Raw genomic sequence first — 18,079 nt, 5'->3', positions numbered from 1 at the left:
CAAAAAGCCATCGCCTATCAGACGCGAGCCTTGCTGTCGAGATATGGCGGCACCGGTGCTTTGCGTATACTGCACCGATGTTCTCCCTAGCAGATTTCCGCCCTCGTTGCGCCAAATGGCTCGTCGCAACCGGACTCTTCCTGATGCTCAGCGCCTGTGTGGATAAACCCAGCACACTGGAGCGAGTCAAGGAGGATGGCGTCCTGCGCGTTGTAACCCGTAACAGCCCCGCCACTTATTTCCAGGATCGCAACGGTGAAACCGGCTTCGAGTACGAGCTGGTCAAGCGTTTTGCCGAGGATCTGGGGGTAGAACTCAAGATCGAAACGGCCGATAACCTCGACGATCTGTTCGAGCAGATCAACAAGCCAGGGGGCCCGGTTCTGGCGGCTGCCGGCCTGATCGACACCCAGGAGCGCAAGCAGCAGGCGCGTTTCTCTCATCCGTACCTTGAAGTCACACCCCAGGTGGTCTACCGCAACGGCCAGTCACGACCGACCGACGCAGGCGATCTGACGGGCAAGCGCATCATGGTGCTCAAGGGCAGCAGCCATGCCGAACAACTGGCCGCCCTCAAGGCCCAGAACCCCGGCCTCGAATATGAAGAATCGGACGCGGTGGAAGTGGTCGACCTGCTTCGCATGGTCGATGAAGGCCAGATCGACCTGACGCTGGTGGACTCCAACGAACTGGCCATGAACCAGGTCTACTTCCCCAACGTACGCGTAGCCTTCGATCTGGGTGAAGCCCGGGAACAGCGCTGGGCCGTGGCGCCGGGTGAAGACAACAGCCTGTTGAACGAAATCAACGCCTACCTGGACAAGGTTGAAAAGAACGGCACCCTGCAACGACTCAAGGACCGCTACTACGGCCACGTCGATGTATTGGGCTATGTGGGTGCCTACACCTTTGCCCAGCACCTGCAGGAACGCCTGCCCAAATACGAAAAACACTTCCAGGCCTCGGCCAAGAAGGAACAGGTCGACTGGAGGCTGCTGGCCGCCATCGGTTATCAGGAATCACTGTGGCAACCCACCGTCACCTCCAAGACCGGGGTTCGCGGCCTGATGATGCTGACCCAGAACACCGCACAAGCCATGGGCGTTACCAACCGGCTCGACGCCAAGCAAAGCATTCAGGGCGGAGCCAAGTACTTTGCCTACGTAAAGGATCAACTGGACGAGAAGATACAAGAGCCGGATCGGACCTGGCTGGCGCTGGCGTCCTATAACGTCGGCAGCGGGCACCTGGAAGATGCACGCAAACTGGCCGAAAACGAGGGGCTGGACCCCAACAAGTGGCTGGACGTGAAAAAGATGCTGCCCCGCCTCTCCCAGAAGAAGTGGTACAGCAAGACCCGCTATGGCTATGCCCGAGGCGGCGAGCCGGTGCACTTCGTCGCCAACATTCGTCGTTACTACGACATTCTGACGTGGGTGACGCAGCCACAGCTGGAAGGCAATCAGGTGGCTGAAGGCAATCTGCACGTCCCTGCCGTAGACAAGACCAAACCCGCCTCAACGCCACAACCGGATGCCCCCCAGGAGAACCCGGCGCTCTGAACAGGCTTAAGCCTTGCTGGCAGCCCGACGCATCCTGAAGAATTCGCTCAACATCGTCCCGCACTCCTCCCCCAGCACCCCCCCCTCGAACAGCACGCGATGGTTGAGAAACCCCTGAGTGAAAAACTGCCCCTGGCTCTGCACAATCCCGGCCTTGGGCTCCAGCGCGCCATAAACCACGCGAGCCACACGAGAATGCACGATCAGGCCCGCACACATGCTGCAGGGCTCCAGCGTCACGTACAGCGTACTGCCCGGCAGACGGTAGTTGCTCACCGCTTTGGCCGCATCGCGAATGGCGACCATTTCGGCATGGGCACTCGGATCGCTGCCGCTGATCGGGCAGTTGTAACCGCGACCGATGATCTGGCCATCCTGTACCAGCACAGCGCCCACCGGCACTTCGCCCAGTAGCGCGCCCTGTGCGGCCAGTGCCAGCGCTTCGCGCATGAAGTCCTGATCGCGACTGCGATCGATGATTTGCGGCTGCCGCATCAAGAAACCTCTATTGCTGCCATGAGCCCGGTTTCCATGTGATCGATCACATGGCAGTGGAACATCCACACGCCGGGATTATCCGCGACCAACGCCACCCGCGCCCGCTCATTTCGGCCCAGCAGAAAGGTATCGGTGAAATACGGAATGATCTTGCGCCGATTGGAGCCGATCACCTTGAAACTCATGCCATGCAAATGGATCGGGTGCTGGTACTGAGTCATGTTCTTCAGCTCGAAGATGTAACTCTTACCCAACTGCAATTTGGCGATGGGCCGGTCTGCACAGGTCTTGTCGGTGATGTCCCAGGCCTCGCCATTGATCTGCCAGAGGCTTGGCGGCTTGCCATTATCGGTGTTGACCGACATGGAGCCGACCCACTCGAAGTTGAAATTGATCTTTTCGGCATTCTCCAGATCCGGTTCGGGGATCGGGTTGGGCGGCAAGGCGGCTGGCCATTGGCCCGGCGCGTCGTTATTCGCCACCGAGCGGAAAGTGCCCAGGCGCACCGGCCCATTGCGCAGCGAGATTTCCTCACCGGCAGGCGGTGCCTTGATCGCCAGACAGATCCGCATTCCCGGCCCGAGCCAGTAATCCTCGCCCATCGGACGCGGCTCTATCGGGTTGCCATCCAGGGCATAGATCATCGCCTCGGCATCGGGCAGGTTGAGGCGGTACGTCCAGGTGTTGTCCAGATTGAGCAAACGTACCCGCGTGATCTGCCCGGCAGGCAAATCGATCACGCCCAGGGGAACGCCATTGATGGTCTGCAACCGCCCGGCAGTCCCTTCACGGGCCGCCTCGCGGGTCACGCTGAAGTCAGTGAATGCGCCCTGCTCGTCCACATGCCAGCTTTTCAGGCTGACCGTACGTTCATGCAGAAACCCCGTCGGCTCACGCTCTTCGACAATCAGCGGCCCCACCAGCCCGCGCCCCAGTTCTTCACTGCTGCTTACATGGGGGTGATACCAGAAACTGCCCGCGTCGGTGACCCGAAACTTGTAGTCGAAATACTCGCCCGGCTTGACCGGCAGTTGCGAAACGTAAGGCACGCCGTCCATTTCCAGCGGCAAACGGATGCCATGCCAGTGAATGGTGGTTTCCACCGGCAACTGATTGATAAAGCGCAACCGCAGCCACTCGCCCTGACGCACCCGCAATTCGGTGCCCGGCGCAGAGCCGCCGAACGCCCAGGCCGGCGTCTTGTAACCAGGCACCAGTTCGACATCCAGCGGCGCAGCAATCAGTTCGAAGTCATGCCCTTCGCCCGGCCCGCTGCGCCCCAGCCAGTAACGCGATGCACCACCTGCGCCCAGACCCACTACGGCAAGACCGGCCAGACCTCCGAGAATTTGTCGACGGGTAAAGGACATAAGGGCAAACACCTCAAGAACGACTGCGGGATGCACCTGAGAGCAGATGCGAGGGGCGAATACGATACACCTGCATTTGGGGAAAGATAAGGGCGGCAAGATCGCACTAACTATTTAGTGCTTGCGCTCTGAGGATTAACGACACGCTTGGGGGATTCCACACACGAGGTAAATCCTGTGAGCCAGAACCACACAACAACCGCGCCGCCCTTTTCCCAAGACCAGATGACACTGAAAATCATCGCTCGGCGTGTGACTGAAAGCTGTCCCGACATGCGGCAACAGGCACTGGAAAAAGCAAGGGATATCCTGCGCAAACACACCGGCCTGACGCTCTCTCCGGACACTGTCTACTGGTACCGCTTCCCCACAGCGGTGAGCAGCAACACCACCTTCAATGGGTGGCAGCATTATGGCTCGCCAATCGAGTCAATGACCCTGCCGCAACTGATCCTTCACCGATTCAACGCCGAGGATCAGGACTATGCAGATGAACTGCAGACAATGAGCGGCTTTTACACAGCCGGGCTGCAGGCCGGTACCTACGATGAACACACTGAAGTGAAAATGCTCGTTTCAGATGTCATGAACGACTTGTGGGCCTTAGATTTCAGCGCGCAGTACAAGACAAGACTTGCCAGCTTCTGGCAGCAGTGCGCAGAGGATTTTCGCACCCTCAGCAAAGCCAACTTTCTGTCCAAGGCACTGGAGGATCGACACAGCGGTCATTTGTCCGCCCAGGACTTTCAGTCGCTCATTCAGGCGGTTGCGAGCAATGTTCATGCGCCGATTCAGTTGTCGATGCTGACCGCGACAACCAGCGCACCCGCCGGAATGCGCGTCACGGCCTTTGATATAGGCGGCCATGAAGCCAGCGATATCCTGCGCATCGTGACACCCCAGGGCCGGCAAATCATCTACATCCCCGGGGAAATCACCCCGATTCGTGCTTTCGATACGCAGGAGCAGGTGAAAGCCTGGCTCGTCAGCGAAACAGCGAAAGTCGCCGACCGGGCGCGATTCCTTTCGCACTTCTCGCTTTCAATGCGCCATGAAATCAGCAACGACGTGGGCCTCAATCACCTGATGGACCTGCTGCCCGCCGCCAACGCCTCATTGATCAACCAGAATGACCGTGATCTGGGCATGGATGCCTTCACCTGGCTTCGGGACAGCGCACGAAAACGCATGAATGCCGATGCCAATCTGTCCATGCGCTCCAATGCGGACCTGCGCAAGCAGATGTGGATCGGCTATCTCAATGCGTTCTCCCATGTCATCGGCCCACTGGCGGCTATTGACTGGCCTGTTGCGCTGGCTGTGGTCGGTGCAGGGCTGGCGGACATGGGGCTGAATATCGATCAGGCGGTCAACGGCCACACCACTGCCGAGCGCAAAGCAGGTGTCATCGGGGCAATCACCAGCGCCGTGGACGTGCTGTTCAATAGCCTCTTCCTGATCAGCGGCTTTCCAGAAACAGAACCTCCGGTTATCGATCACGAAACAACGCTGCCTGTTACGTCTGACGTCGAGCCCGGCATTGGTCCTGCGATCACTGAGGCTTCAGAAGTCATACCGCAAGAGGCTTCGCAACTGCCCGAGCACTTCAAGACCACCGTAAAACTCGTCGGTTCTCCCGTGGCACAAAGTGGCCGGATGCAGGGTATTTATCAATTGATTGACGGCAGCACCTACGTTTCGATCAAGGGCGAGGTTTACCGCGTTCGCTTCATTAACGAGATGAACGGCTGGGCCATTATCGACCCGAACACTCCTTTCTCGTTTTACCGCAATGTCCCGATACGCATCAATGCGGCCGGCCAGTGGGAAACGCTCAAGCCCCATGGCCTTAGAGGCGGAGGCCCCATGGCATCAAGCCTGAAGTCATCGCGAGTCAATTACCCAATCAGGGCCAGCGCCTACGACGTCCCCGAAAGCATGAAGCAGGAGCTCGTCGTTGCAGCCAATGGTGGAGACCGCAAGGTCTTGCAGGGGGATTGGGCCAGGCCTCATTCATGGACAGACCCTTACATTGATTTCAGGGCCTTGAGAGAGCAATTGCGTACGGATGCATTCCAGTTCTTCAAGCAGACAAAATTGCCGCAAAGACCTGAGATGCCACGGCTTGAAGCCACCGACACCTGCAAATCCACACTGCAGAAAATCCTGGCCAATGCCCCTGGCCTGGTTATCGGGGAAAGCCACGCCGAATTAGGCAGCAAGAAATTCCTGATCGATAACATGCGCCTGTTGAGAAAACTTAATGTCAGAACGCTGTATATGGAGCATCTGCTCAACGACTTCCATTTGCAGGACCTGAAAACGTTTGCCGAATCGGGGAACATGCCGGGCAATCTGAAAACCTACCTGCGAAACCTGGACACAGGTCATCACACAGACCCCATGGGGCAGTACACCTTTCTCGAACTGGTGAATGCCGCCAATGAAAACCACATACGGATTCAGCCCCTCGACTGCATGGCCAGTTATCGACTTGTCGGCATGAATGATCCCGATGGGCTGCTGCGTATCAAAATGATGAACTACTTCGCCCACACCACCCTCCAGGCCGATGCACCGAACCTTGGCCCTAAAGGCAAATGGCTGGCGCTGGTCGGCAATGCTCACGCCAATACCTATGAAGGGGTGCCCGGCATCAGCGAACTGGAAGGGGTCATAGGCATAAGAGCCGAGGACGTCAGCCTGGGTCAGCCTGAAGGCTTTTCGATTGACCCGGGCCGGGTCATGAATGGCGAGATCGGCAGACTGCCCACTTTCGTCAAAAGCGATTTCAGAATGCAGATGGCAATCAACAAGGTGTATCCACAACCAACGATAGAAAGTCGCCTGATCATTCCGGGAATGTTTGTCATCAATAGAAATACAGGCAGCCCGCTATTGATTCACCGCGCCTCCGATGGCGCTATCGTGCGAACGGCCATCAAGACCAGCCGCGGCAAATTCTTTATCGAACGCCCCAGATGGCAGGCAATCAGTGGGCGCCGCTTTGACAACCAGGGGCAACTGATCGATGCGCTGAAATTGATGGGGATGAAGGATGTGACCTGAAAGCCCCTGAGGTAAATGCACAAAGGGCGGATAGAACGCTGAGGGTTACATCCGCTCTTTTGGAGTTGCCATGACTCAATCCTGATCGCCACTCATCATCTCTATCGGCCAGAAGTGCACTTTGACACCAAGCCCCAACACAAACGATTCTCGTTTGTGATATTTTCCCGCGCTCGCTTGCATGCCAGCCAAGGTGGCTTTATGTCCGGTTCAGATCTCAAGGCGCTCTATCTCGCCCATCGCGCAGAAATCCAGGAATACCTGGATCGCCGCTTGCGTTGCAAAGAGACCGCTGCGGACCTGACTCAAGACACCTTCATTCGCCTCTCAGAACAGATGGGCCGTACGCGCATAGAAAACTTCCGTGCGTACCTGTTTTCCAGCGCCCGCAACCTGTTTATCGATCACACCCGTCGCCAGGAACACCGCAAAGGCGAGCCTCTGGAACAGCAGGAGATGGTCAGCCTGGGGCAAAGAACCCCGACGCTCGAACAGGCGGCCATTGCCAACCAGCAACTGGCAACCCTGAACGACGTGATTCAAGGCATGCCTGAACCTTGCCGCGAAGTGTTCCTGATGGTGCGGGTCGAAGGCATGACCTATGCCGAGATTGGCGAACGCCTCGGAATCTCCCCGAAGACCGCCTACAGCCGCATGGTCAAGGCTCTGGATTTATTGAAGCTCGGCATGTCCCGGTGAATGTACAATCGCCCGCCAGTACTCATTCCAGCCGAATCGATTACCCCATGAATCCCGAACCGCCGATCCACGACTCGCCTGTACATCAGGATGATGACATCAGTCATCAGGCCAGCGCCTGGTTTGCCTTGGTACAGGGAGGATCACCGACAGAGGCTGAGCGCGAGGATCTGGCCAGGTGGATCGCGGCTGACCCTCGGCATGCACAGGCCTATGCCGAACTGGAAAGTCTGTGGGACGCCTCGGCACTCCTGCTGCAACCTGCGCGCCCCGCCGCTCGCCCTCAACTATCGCGACGCCGTTTTGTCGGGCTCGGGATCGCCGCCAGCGCCGTGGCGGTCACGGCGGGCGCAACGTCCTTCTGGCTCAAGGGGTCAGGATCACCGTTTGCCGACGAGCGCACTGCCGTGGGCGAGCGGCGCAAGGTGAGCCTGCCGGATGGATCGACAGTCGACCTTGCTGGCAACACTGCCCTGAACCTGGACTTCTCCGCGACCCGACGCTCAGTGACGCTGCTTCAAGGCGAAGCGTTTTTCAACGTGGTGCCCGCCGCTGCCGGCGAGTTCCGGGTCAGCACTGAAGAAGGCGTGGTGATCGCCAATGACAGCGAATTCTGCCTGACATGCGATCAGGCAACCGCACGTGTGGCTGTCAGTCGCAAAACCGTGCGCGTCGTCACCGCCACTCAGCAGACGGACCTTGAAGAAGGCCTTTCCCTGCGCTTCAGTGCCAACCAGACCGGTGCCATTCAGCACGCGGAACTGGAGCAGATTCTCGCCTGGCGCAATGGTCGCCTGGCATTCTTCGACACCCCGCTGTTCACCGTTGTCGATGAGTTGCAGCGATGGCGAGAAGGGAAAATCTTCATTATGGACAAGCGCCTCGCTGCACGCAGGGTCAGCCTGATCCTCAACCTGAACCGACCCGATCAGATGCTGGATGTCCTTTCCAGGGCTCTGTCGGTGCGCACGGCTCGCTATACCGATCTGGTCACGCTGATCTACCCCGCCTGAAACTTGCGCATAAATAATTCAAGACACCGTCAGGAATCGCAATTGCTCATCCGTCTTAACGGGACTGATTGCTACTCGCATATCCGCGCATACTTCACAGGAAGCGACCTGAATGGCCAAAAAATCCACCCCGTGCCTGAAAAACGATACCCGCTGGCAGCGTAATGCCCTGAGTGCAGCGCTCGCCTGCACCTTACTCGTCGGAACCGTTCAGGCTCATGGAGCTCCAGGTCAGGCCGCTGCAAGCACGGTAGAAAAACTGTCGCTCAATATCCCTGCGCAACAACTGCGTCAGGCCCTGCTGAGCTTCAGCCGACAATCCGGGCAGAACGTGCTGCTCGATGGCGACCTGGATGCCAGCCTGCGCAGCAGTGCAGTCATCGGCAGTTACTCAGCCGAAGAAGCCTTGGTGAAACTACTGCAAGGCAGTGGGTACAGCTTCTCTCGCACTGACGCGGTCACGGTTTACCTTGTCCCGACAGACCGCAACAGCGCTGGCAACGAAGTCATCCTTGGCCCGACCCGGATTCAGTATCAGGCCATGCAAGACGGTGGCCTGAGCCAAGGCTACCAAGGCAGGCCGGTTTCCAGCACAACACGCCTGGGCCTGAGCGACAAGGACACGCCACAGGCGATCACCGTGGTCACCCGCGAGCAAATGGACGACTTCAAACTCAACAGCGTGAAAGAGGCGCTGCGCAATGCGCCGTCAGTCACCGTCGAACAGTTTGAAACCGATCGCACGGCCTTTACCTCCCGTGGCTTCAAGATCGAAAACTTCGAATACGATGGCATGAGCCTGCCCTTCTCGGGCGGTGTGCTGGTGGGCGATCAGGACATGACCGAGTTCGAGCAGGTTGACGTGCTGCATGGCGCAAACGGGCTCATGAGCGGTACCGGTGATCCGTCGGCCACCGTCAACCTCGTGCGCAAACGGCCTACCGACACGTTTCAGGCCAGAGTCGACAGCAGCATCGGCTCATGGGACAACCGCCGACTGGGTGTGGATCTGTCTGGCCCTCTGACCGACAGCGGCAAGGTTCGTGGACGCTTCATCACCTCCCATGACAAAGGCAACTCCTACCTCGATCAGTACAGCCACGAAGTCAACGTGGCAGCGGGTTTGCTGGCATTTGACCTGTCCGATGCCGACACCCTGACCGTGGGCTTTACCCAACAGAACAGCTACTCCAATGGCAGTACCTGGGGAGCCTTGCCTATCGCCGATTACGCGGGCAACCGTATTCACTACAGCAGCCGCAGTTCCAGCGTCGGCCAGCCGTGGACCTACTGGGACGTCCACACCCAACGTGCGTTCGTCGAACTGACACACGCTTTCGACAATGGCTGGGCAAGCACTGTCACCCTGGCCGGGATGAACCAGGATTCCGATACCAAAATGCTGTACGCCATCCCGGCAACGGCTACCGATGCTTATGCCTATATCAACCGCACCACCAGCACTGAACATCAAGTGACAGGGGAAGCTCGACTGTCTGGCCCTTTCAAACTCTTTGGTCGAGAACACGAATTGACCGTGGGTGCCAATTACGGGCGCACTCATCATGACGAGCGCGGGCACTACAGAGACGCATCGGGCAACCAGCTTGTCAGCCTCTCGGATGCACTGGCCGGTAACGTGGTGCAACCGGCACTGAACTACACCGACGACCTCAACACCCAACGGTTCACCGACCGCCAGAAAAGCCTGTTCGCCGGGGCGCGTTTCAGCCTTGCAGACGACCTGCACTGGATCGCCGGGGCACGCATGCTCAGCGCCGACGGTGAAGGTGCGGGCTACGGATCGCCGCACAACACACGAGTACACGGCAAGGTCACGCCCTACACCGGCCTGGTGTATGACCTCACGCCACAGTGGAGCCTTTACACCAGTTGGACAGAAATCTTCAAACCCCAATACGTGCGTAGCACCAGCGGTGGAGTGATCCTGCCACTTGAAGGCAAAAGTATGGAAGCCGGTGTGAAAGGTCGTCTGCTTGATGAACGGCTGACCGTGACCGCTGCAGTATTCAAGACAGACCAGCAAAACGTCGCCGAACTCACCGGGGAAATCGTGGGAGGCCAATACGTTTATCGCGGCACCAACGTAAAAAGCAGGGGCATCGAACTGGGAGCCTCCGGCGAAGTGCTGACCGGCCTCGAACTGGCTGGCGGCTATAACTTTGTGCGGATCGAAGACGACGATGGCGAGGAAGCTCGCAAGTACATCCCCACTCATACCTTACGCGGCAGCCTGACTTATCGCCTGCCCGGCCTGCCCAAAGCCAAAGTCGGCACCCGCCTTCAATGGCAAAGCTCAACCGAGCTGGACACCAACAGTAATGTCAGCCAGGAGGCCTACGCCCTGGTGGACCTGATGGCCAGCTACGACATCGACGAACACTGGAACACATCGCTCAACATGAACAACATCACCGACCGTAAATACTTGCTGTCGCTGTATCAGTCGGCAGGGTCTACCAACTATGGCGCACCACGGAATTTGACGGCTTCGGTGACGTGGAAGTATTGATCTGCCAGATGCAGGAAAGCCCCTGAGTTCAGGGGCTTTCTTTTGGTCGCTCGGTAATTGGCGCCACGGCATTACTGGCCGGCGGCAAACACCTTGATTCCGTTCACCCAGGTTTCACGCACCTCAATGTCGCGCATGCCGGCGCTGTAAGATTCCGGCAACTGCAATGGGTTCTTCTCCAGGATCACTAGGTCGGCCTGCTTACCCGTTAGCAGCGAGCCGATCTGATGATCGAGATGGCATTGCCAGGCCGCGTCGATAGTCACAGCGCGTAGAGCCTGATTCACGTCAAGGCGTTCATCCTTGTTCAGAACCCTTTTGTCCTCGTCCCGCTCATCCGTCAAAGCCTCCATCACGCGCCCGATAGCCTGCTCCATGCAGCGCAGAGGACCAAGTGGCGTGACAAAATGGTCGCTATGCAGGCTGATCCGCAGACCCGCTTTCAACGCAGAGGCACAGCGGTCCAGCAGCAGCGCACGCTCGGCACCGAGAATCGTGTCCCTGAACGCCTTGCCCCAGTAGCCGACGTGACCGATCAGAAAACTTGGCGAGATCGCCATCCGCTTCATCAGGCCGATGGCATCATCGTGAAGCAATGAAGCGTGTTCGATCCGGTGGCGCTGCCCGGCCCAGGCCGGCTCAGTCGGGAAAGGCCGCTTGGGTACTGGCGGAGGCGGCACCTTGCTGAGAGCCATCTGATAGGCAGCCAGCACGTTGGCGATGCCTTCGTCGCCGTTGGCATGGGTCAAAATCGGCCAGCCTGCGCTGCTCACCGTAGCCATTACCTCCGCCAGTTTTCGTACCGGATCGTAGTTGAACAGACCGTAAGCGCCGACACCGGGCACCGAATGCGTTTCGCAACACTCGTATGGCTGACTCTGCAGCCCGGTCAGACCCTGGTTTGAGCCATCGGCGATCAGCTTGATTGCACGCAAGGTGAACAGGCTGTCCCCATCGCTCGACAACTCGGGCTTGTAACAGTTGATCCAGGTCATCAGGTCGTTGCTGTTGCCGTACAGGGCTCCACCCACTCGGACAGTCATAGCCGAGGTCTGCGCCAGCCCTCTCATGATGTCGACTTCAATAGTCCCCGCAATCAGCCCGACGCTCGCATCAAACACGGTCGTGATACCACGCTCGTTCGCTTGCCGGAACACTTTCGCCAGACCGGTAAGGATCTGCTCCTGGTTGAATCTCGGCATGGCCTTGATCATAAGCTGGGATTGCTGCTCGGTCAGAACCCCTGCCGAGAATTCCTTGTCGAGCCCGGCCGCTTTCAGTGCAGGCGTGTTGGCATAACTGATATGCCCGGATGCGTTGAGCAGGAAAATCTTGACCTTGGTACTGATAGGGTCGAGGAAACTGGCTCCAATATCCTCCCAGACCGTCATCAACGACGGATCGACGCCGTACCCCGTCACCCATCCATCCGCCGGAACCTTATCAATGGCAGCCCGAAGCTGAGTCTCTATGTACTGCTTGTCGTAATCCGTGTTCAGGTTCTGCCCGGTAAACGGCGATAAATCCGCCCAGGTGGTCATGAGCGCACTCGACACAAGGTGCGCATGCGGATCGATCAGACCGGGCAGCAGGGTCTCGTCGGCCGTGAGCAGCCGTTCGAGAGGACTGTACTGAGCCATTTCGGCGGACACAAAAGCATAACTGCCAATTGCAATCACCTTGCCTTGGGCAATGCCGATGGCCTCCACTAACCGCTCGGGATTTTGGGGGTCCGGATAGATGTGCCCACCATGAAAAATTACGGCCTGCGGCAACTCTCTGCTCCCCTGCTGCTGCGCGAGCAAGGCTTGCCATTTTTCATGATCGTGCTGATAAGTCGGCAACATATGGGGAGTACAACATGCACAACCGAACTGGAGGCGTTCAGACATGGTGATTCCTTTCAGGGGATTACTGTGTGAGGGTGGTGGCTGAGATTAACGTGCCAGCACAGGGACTTTCCAGATAATTCGGGGTGAAAAAAAGCCCGTATTCAAGCGAGCTTGAGCATGCCGACATTTCCTATTCACGAGTATCGAACGATTGCAGAGCAACTCCCGTAACACGGGAGCTGCATCACAAGACGCTTAAACCAACTCGGCTAAAGAAGCGGGGTTGAATCCGCCCAACGTTGCGAGTTCTCCACTTTCTACCTTCGACGCCCAGTCCGGGTCACTCAGCAGCACGCGACCTACTGCGATCAGGTCAAATTCGTCGCGCTCCATGCGCTCGACAAGCCGGTCCAGACTCGCAAGCGCAGGGGCCGAACCCTTGCCGGCAAAGGCATTGGTTACATCGTTGTCCAGACCAACCGAACCCACACTGATGCTCGCGGCCCCGGTCACCTTCTTGGCCCAGCCCGCGCAGTTCAATCCGTTTTCGCCATCGATCTCGGGGAACTCAGGCTCCCAGAAACGGCGTTGCGAACAGTGCAGAACGTCGACACCGGCCTCGACCAGCGGAAGCAGCCAGTCTTCCATCAACGCTGGTGTCTCGGCGACACGCACGCCAAAATCCTGCTGTTTCCACTGGCTGACGCGCATGATGATCGGGAATTCGGGGCCGACCGCATCACGAACGGCAGCAACGATCTCGCTGGCAAAGCGTGAGCGCTCTTTGATAGTCGGGCCGCCATAACGGTCGGTGCGCTGATTGGTGCCCGCCCAGAAGAACTGATCGATCAGGTAACCATGAGCCCCATGAATCTCGACGGTGTCGAAGCCCAGGCGTTTGGCATTTGCAGCGGCCTTGGCATACGCAGCCACCGTATCGGCAATATCCTCTTCGCTCATCGCTATACCGCGCGGATCACTTGGCGTATTGAGGCCAGACGGGCTTTCAACGGGCGCATCCGGCTCCCAGCCCCTGTCGCTACGTACTGCACCGGTGTGCCAGAGTTGCGGCCCCATGCGACCACCAGCACCTTGAACCGAATCGATCACGTTCTTCCATCCGGCCAACGCCGCGTCACCATGGAAAAAAGGAATGCTGGCCTCATTACGTGACGCCGGGCGATCAATGACCGTGCCTTCCGACAGAACCAACCCAACGCCCCCCTCCACCCGACGGCGATAATAGGCAGCACTCGCCTCACCCGGTATGCCCTCCGGAGCGAAGAGGCGCGTCATCGGGGCCATGACAATCCTGTTTTTCAATTCCAGAGAGCCGATGGAAAAAGGACGGAATAAAACGCTGGTATCAAGGTTTGACATCGAAGTTGAATCCATTGATTTCGGAAGGCATATAAGTATATTTTGTAAACTAAATGTCAATTAGGCACCTTGAATCGCCTAGGTATACCTGAGGAAACCTGATGCTCGAAATACAGCCACAATGTTTTTCGTCGGACTGCCCCAGCCGCGCACTGTTTGATCAGATCGCAGACAAGTGGTCCATGATGGTTCTGGCTGTTCTGGATGAAGAGCCACACCGCTTCAATGCCATCAAACGCCGACTGGAAGGCGTAACACAAAAGGCACTGACACAATGCCTGAGACGACTGGAACGCAATGGACTGGTCTCTCGGCACGTCATTTCGCTGTCGCCCGTGGCAGTGCAATACGAAATCACCCCGCTGGGCCAAAGCCTGCAACAGCCATTTCGTGAGCTGCACAAATGGACACTGGTGAAATTGCCGGAGGTTGAAGAGGCCAGGTTACAGTTTGATAGTGCGGCTGGGAGGGAGATTTAGGGGGGGCCCATGTATTGTTGAGATTGAAGTTTTTGACCTATAAACACCGTCTTAAGCCAAAAGTTAAAAAACCGTCTCACCTCCGGAAAAGCGCCAATCGTCGCGGATGACAGCCCATTGGCCATTAATTGTCGATGCCGTTCGACGGTGCCTGCCTCGCTTACAACTATTACGACCGCTCGACGGAACGAAATCAAAGTGCCACTAGTCGTAAAAATTGTAGAAACCAGAGGATTGGCCGACACGATCCCATGAGAGCAGTTTCTAGCCCTGCTCGATCCGGTCTGGAAAGGATAATCCGTTCGGTTATTTATCTGGTTGTATTTTCAGAGCGTCGTCTGATGAAGAAAACACTGCTCGGCGTGCGAGCGTTGATGTCTGTGCCCAAGGACAATCCTGGGCTGGTCAAGGCGCAATACATCGCGCTGTCTCGCCAATTGCCCATGATGTATTTCATCCTGCTGATCAACACCCTGATGCTGGCGGGCACCCACTTTGCGGTCGCGCCGCGCTGGCTGGTGGTGTATTGCCCGTTGATCATGACGTTGTTCGGAGTGATTCGTGCCGCGGAATGGATGCGCACGCGCGGGCGGACACGCACCCCGGAGCAGATGCTGGCGGCGCTGAAGCGTACCAATATGCTCGCGCCGTTTGTCGCCGTAGCGTTCACCGCCTGGTCGCTGGCGCTGTTTCCCTATGGCGACAGCTATGCCCAGGCGCATGTCGCCTTTTATATGGCGATCACCGTCATTGGCTGCATTTTTTGCATGATGCACCTGCTGCCAGCAGCCCTGGCCACCACAGCAGTGGTCAACACCGCGTTCGTGGTGTTCTTCGCGTCCACCAATATCATTACTTTTATTGCCACTGCGATTGACGTCCTGCTGGTGTCCATCGCCATGCTGATCATTCTCAAGGCGCAGTACGCCGACTTCACCCGGCTGGTGAACATGCAGGCGCAGACGGCAAAACTCAGCGAGGAAAACCTTCATCTGGCCAATCAGGACAGCCTGACCGGACTGGCCAATCGGCGGCAGTTCTTTTCCCGCCTCGATACGCTGCTGTCCCGCGCCCGCGAGCAGGAGATTCGCCTGGCCGTGGGACTGATCGACCTGGATGGCTTCAAGCCGGTCAACGATCTTTATGGCCATAGCATTGGTGACAAACTGCTCTGTCAGGTTGGCCAGCGCCTGACCGGGCTGCTCGACGAAGATGTACACTTGGCCCGGCTGGGAGGCGACGAGTTTGGCCTGATCATCACTCAGGCCATGAGCGACGACCAGTTGCGGACGTTTGGCGAGAAAATCTGCGCCAGCATGCGCGAGCCGTTCCTGCTGGTGGATATCCCTATCCAGATCAGTGCGTCACTGGGCATCGCGACCTTCCCGGATCAGGCATCCGACGCCACGCAAGTGTATGAATACGCCGACTATGCCCTGTATCAGAGCAAGCGCCACCGCCCCGGCACGGTCTGCCTGTTCAGCGCAGCCCATCGCCAGCAGCTCAATCGCGAAGGGCTGACCGAACAAGCCCTGCGCAGGGCCGATCTGGATGATGAGTTTCACGTGGTGTTCCAGCCCATCGTGGATGTTCACAGCCAGCAAACCGTCGCGTTCGAGGCCCTGGCACGCTGGGAAAGTCCGGAGTTGGGTAACGTACCGCCCAGTGAGTTCATCCCGATTGCCGAGCGCGTCGGCATGGTCAATCGCCTCACAGTGCCGTTGCTGAGCAAGGCGCTGGACACGGCCGCGAGCTGGCCTGAGGGTATCCGCCTGTCATTCAACCTGTCCGCCCACGACTGTGGTTCGGAGGACGCCGCCCAGCAGATCGTCGAGCTGATCAAAAGCAGCCGTTTCGACCCGGCCTGTCTCGATCTGGAAATCACCGAAACCGCGGTCATCCAGGACCTGCCGCAGACCCAGCGAGCGATCAGCCGGTTTCGCGAACTGGGCTGCGGCATTTCCCTCGACGACTTCGGCACCGGCTATTCCAGCCTGAGCCAGATCCACGCGCTGTCGCTGACCAAACTGAAGGTGGACCGCACCTTCGTCACCAACATCCACCTAAACCCGGCCAGCTTCAAGATCGTCAAGTCACTGATTGCCCTGTGCCAGGACATGAAGCTGGAATGTATCGTCGAGGGCGTGGAAACCGCCGCAGAACTCGACGCCCTGAAAAACCTCGGCTGCGCCTGGGCCCAGGGCTACCTGTTCTCCAAACCCATGCGCGCCAGCGACATCAGCACCTGGCTTGAAGGCGAGCAACTGGCCAGGGTGCAGGCGGTTTAATTTGCTGATGGGGCAAGGCGCAGCTGGCGCTCGTGCCACGGTAGCAAGCCCCGCTATCTGAATTTGCCAGCCCCAAAAGCGAAAAGCCCGCAGTTATGCGGGCTTTTGGGTGTTTCTTGCCAATCCAATCACTGCCAGCCTACACCGGACGCAGGATAACTCCCACTCTATTATCAATAGGCATTGAATCGCCCCGGATTCTCTAGACACCTTGCAAGCTCATTGCGTAACGCTTTTCAAACTCTACCGGTGACAGCTGATTGTTGAAACCATGCCGGCGTTTTGCGTTGTAGAACATCTCGATGTAGTCGAACACATCGCTACGAGCATCTTGCCGCGTGGTGTAGATTCTCCGCTTGATACGCTCCCGCTTTAGAAGCTGGAAAAAGCTCTCGGCTACGGCGTTGTCATGACAGTTGCCTCGGCGACTCATGCTGGCAACCAAATTATTCGCCTTCAAAAAACTGCGCCAATCGGTGCTGCTGTACTGGCTGCCTTGGTCGGAGTGAACCATCACCTCCTGTTTCGGCTTACGCCTCCAAACCGCCATCAATAACGCATCAATGGCTAGATCACTGGTCATCTGCGACTTCATTGACCAGCCAACGACCTGACGAGAAAACAGATCCAGCACCACAGCCAAATACAGCCAGCCTTCGTACGTGCGAATGTAGGTGATGTCGGTGACCCACACTTTGTTGGGTTCTACGACATCGAACTGGCGCTTCAGTAAATTGGGTGAGGCGACTGCTGGCTTACCTCCGTACTTTCCAGGGCGTCGTCGATACCCTGTCTGAGAGCGCAGCCCCTCAAGACGCATCAGCCTCGCCACACGATGCCGACCACAATCTTCACCGACCTCGCGAAGATCATCATGGATTTTGCGATAGCCATACACTCCGCCACTCTCCAGCCATGAATGCTTAATCAAACCCAGCAATCGCTGATCATCTTTAGCGCGTGCAGATTGCGGCTCAGACAACCAGGCGTAATAACCACTGGGATGGACTTTCAGCGTCAGGCAAAGCCGTCGAATGGAATAGTCGCCCGCGCGCTGCTTGATAAAGGCGTACTTCAGCCGCACTCCTTGGCAAAGTACGCGGCGGCCTTTTTTAAGATGTCTCGCTCTTCAGTGACCCGCTTGAGTTCCGCTCGCAGTCGACGCAGTTCAGCGTGCTGGTCATCGTCTTGCTGCCGTTCTTCTTGAGGTTTGCTGTAGCGCTTTATCCACGCATAGAGGCTATGCGTCGACACACCAAGACGGGCCGCTACGTCAGCGACGGGAAGCTTCTTTTCGGTCACTTGATTGACCGCTTGGGTTTTGAATTCTTCGGGATAACGCGGGTTGCTCATGGC

General features: G+C 57.7%; 12 protein-coding genes. 7 read left to right on the top strand and 5 right to left on the bottom strand.

The features are described 5' to 3' along the window. The first annotated feature begins 77 nt into the window (after positions 1–77). Positions 78–1,562: a membrane-bound lytic murein transglycosylase MltF gene (mltF, locus tag KGD89_RS05830; RefSeq protein WP_074569039.1), complete on the top strand. Its 1,485-nt coding sequence runs from the start codon at positions 78–80 to the stop codon at positions 1,560–1,562. 6 nt (positions 1,563–1,568) lie between these two features. Here the strand turns inward: mltF and tadA are convergent, their stop codons facing one another. Together tadA and KGD89_RS05820 are read right to left on the bottom strand one after the other, a co-directional pair. Next, the gene (gene tadA / locus KGD89_RS05825; protein ID WP_025258869.1) at positions 1,569–2,057 is read right to left on the bottom strand and encodes a tRNA adenosine(34) deaminase TadA; all 489 of its coding nucleotides are present in this window, start codon (positions 2,055–2,057) and stop codon (positions 1,569–1,571) included. Further along, positions 2,057–3,430, bottom strand: a complete 1,374-nt coding sequence (locus KGD89_RS05820; protein ID WP_025258868.1) for a multicopper oxidase family protein — start codon at positions 3,428–3,430, stop codon at positions 2,057–2,059. Before KGD89_RS05820 ends, tadA begins: the two co-directional genes overlap by 1 nt. Before the next feature lie 177 nt (positions 3,431–3,607). Between KGD89_RS05820 and KGD89_RS05815 the strand changes: the two genes are divergently transcribed. The 4 genes from KGD89_RS05815 to KGD89_RS05800 all read left to right on the top strand — a co-directional run bounded on the left by KGD89_RS05815 (position 3,608) and on the right by KGD89_RS05800 (position 10,744). Next, positions 3,608–6,499, top strand: a complete 2,892-nt coding sequence (locus tag KGD89_RS05815; protein ID WP_143008709.1) for a membrane-targeted effector domain-containing toxin — start codon at positions 3,608–3,610, stop codon at positions 6,497–6,499. 201 nt (positions 6,500–6,700) lie between these two features. Further along, on the top strand, positions 6,701–7,198 hold the full coding sequence (locus tag KGD89_RS05810) for an RNA polymerase sigma factor (RefSeq protein WP_025258866.1): 498 nt from the start codon (positions 6,701–6,703) through the stop codon (positions 7,196–7,198). Between the two features lie 47 nt (positions 7,199–7,245). Beyond that, positions 7,246–8,211, top strand: coding sequence for a FecR family protein (locus tag KGD89_RS05805; protein ID WP_025258865.1), 966 nt, complete (start codon positions 7,246–7,248; stop codon positions 8,209–8,211). Positions 8,212–8,323: 112 nt separating this feature from the next. After that, positions 8,324–10,744 carry a TonB-dependent siderophore receptor gene (locus KGD89_RS05800; protein ID WP_025258864.1) on the top strand — a complete coding sequence of 807 codons (2,421 nt, stop codon included), beginning with the start codon at positions 8,324–8,326 and terminating at the stop codon, positions 10,742–10,744. 71 nt (positions 10,745–10,815) lie between these two features. Here KGD89_RS05800 and KGD89_RS05795 read toward each other — a convergent pair whose 3' ends face one another. Together KGD89_RS05795 and KGD89_RS05790 are read right to left on the bottom strand one after the other, a co-directional pair. Continuing rightward, on the bottom strand, positions 10,816–12,636 hold the full coding sequence (locus KGD89_RS05795; protein ID WP_025258863.1) for an amidohydrolase: 1,821 nt from the start codon (positions 12,634–12,636) through the stop codon (positions 10,816–10,818). Between the two features lie 195 nt (positions 12,637–12,831). Then, positions 12,832–13,956 carry an NADH:flavin oxidoreductase gene (locus tag KGD89_RS05790; protein WP_025258862.1) on the bottom strand — a complete coding sequence of 375 codons (1,125 nt, stop codon included), beginning with the start codon at positions 13,954–13,956 and terminating at the stop codon, positions 12,832–12,834. A 101-nt stretch (positions 13,957–14,057) separates the two neighbouring features. Between KGD89_RS05790 and KGD89_RS05785 the strand changes: the two genes are divergently transcribed. Beyond that, positions 14,058–14,435, top strand: a complete 378-nt coding sequence (locus KGD89_RS05785) for a winged helix-turn-helix transcriptional regulator (RefSeq protein WP_025258861.1) — start codon at positions 14,058–14,060, stop codon at positions 14,433–14,435. Positions 14,436–14,776: 341 nt separating this feature from the next. Then, on the top strand, positions 14,777–16,723 hold the full coding sequence (locus KGD89_RS05780) for a putative bifunctional diguanylate cyclase/phosphodiesterase (protein WP_038399758.1): 1,947 nt from the start codon (positions 14,777–14,779) through the stop codon (positions 16,721–16,723). Positions 16,724–16,925: 202 nt separating this feature from the next. Here KGD89_RS05780 and KGD89_RS05775 read toward each other — a convergent pair. After that, positions 16,926–18,076 (bottom strand): IS3 family transposase gene (locus tag KGD89_RS05775; protein WP_117148206.1). Its coding sequence is split into 2 segments (ribosomal slippage): positions 16,926–17,842 and positions 17,842–18,076, totalling 1,152 coding nucleotides; the frame shifts between segments, so codons are not numbered across the junction. Positions 18,077–18,079: the final 3 nt, after the last annotated feature.

Source organism: Pseudomonas cichorii, assembly GCF_018343775.1.
In the GTDB taxonomy this organism is placed as follows: Bacteria; Pseudomonadota; Gammaproteobacteria; order Pseudomonadales; family Pseudomonadaceae; genus Aquipseudomonas; species Aquipseudomonas cichorii.
Note: the sequence above shows the minus strand (reverse complement) of the source record. Positions and strands in the feature narration are given on the sequence as shown.

Bases quoted from the DNA above. Each gene is read 5' to 3' on its own strand.
- mltF (WP_074569039.1), top strand. From the start codon at position 78: ATGTTCTCCCTAGCAGATTTCCGCCCTCGTTGCGCCAAATGGCTCGTC.
- tadA (WP_025258869.1), bottom strand. From the start codon at position 2,057: ATGCGGCAGCCGCAAATCATCGATCGCAGTCGCGATCAGGACTTCATG.
- KGD89_RS05820 (WP_025258868.1), bottom strand. From the start codon at position 3,430: ATGTCCTTTACCCGTCGACAAATTCTCGGAGGTCTGGCCGGTCTTGCC.
- KGD89_RS05810 (WP_025258866.1), top strand. From the start codon at position 6,701: ATGTCCGGTTCAGATCTCAAGGCGCTCTATCTCGCCCATCGCGCAGAA.
- KGD89_RS05805 (WP_025258865.1), top strand. From the start codon at position 7,246: ATGAATCCCGAACCGCCGATCCACGACTCGCCTGTACATCAGGATGAT.
- KGD89_RS05800 (WP_025258864.1), top strand. From the start codon at position 8,324: ATGGCCAAAAAATCCACCCCGTGCCTGAAAAACGATACCCGCTGGCAG.
- KGD89_RS05795 (WP_025258863.1), bottom strand. From the start codon at position 12,636: ATGTCTGAACGCCTCCAGTTCGGTTGTGCATGTTGTACTCCCCATATG.
- KGD89_RS05790 (WP_025258862.1), bottom strand. From the start codon at position 13,956: ATGTCAAACCTTGATACCAGCGTTTTATTCCGTCCTTTTTCCATCGGC.
- KGD89_RS05785 (WP_025258861.1), top strand. From the start codon at position 14,058: ATGCTCGAAATACAGCCACAATGTTTTTCGTCGGACTGCCCCAGCCGC.
- KGD89_RS05780 (WP_038399758.1), top strand. From the start codon at position 14,777: ATGAAGAAAACACTGCTCGGCGTGCGAGCGTTGATGTCTGTGCCCAAG.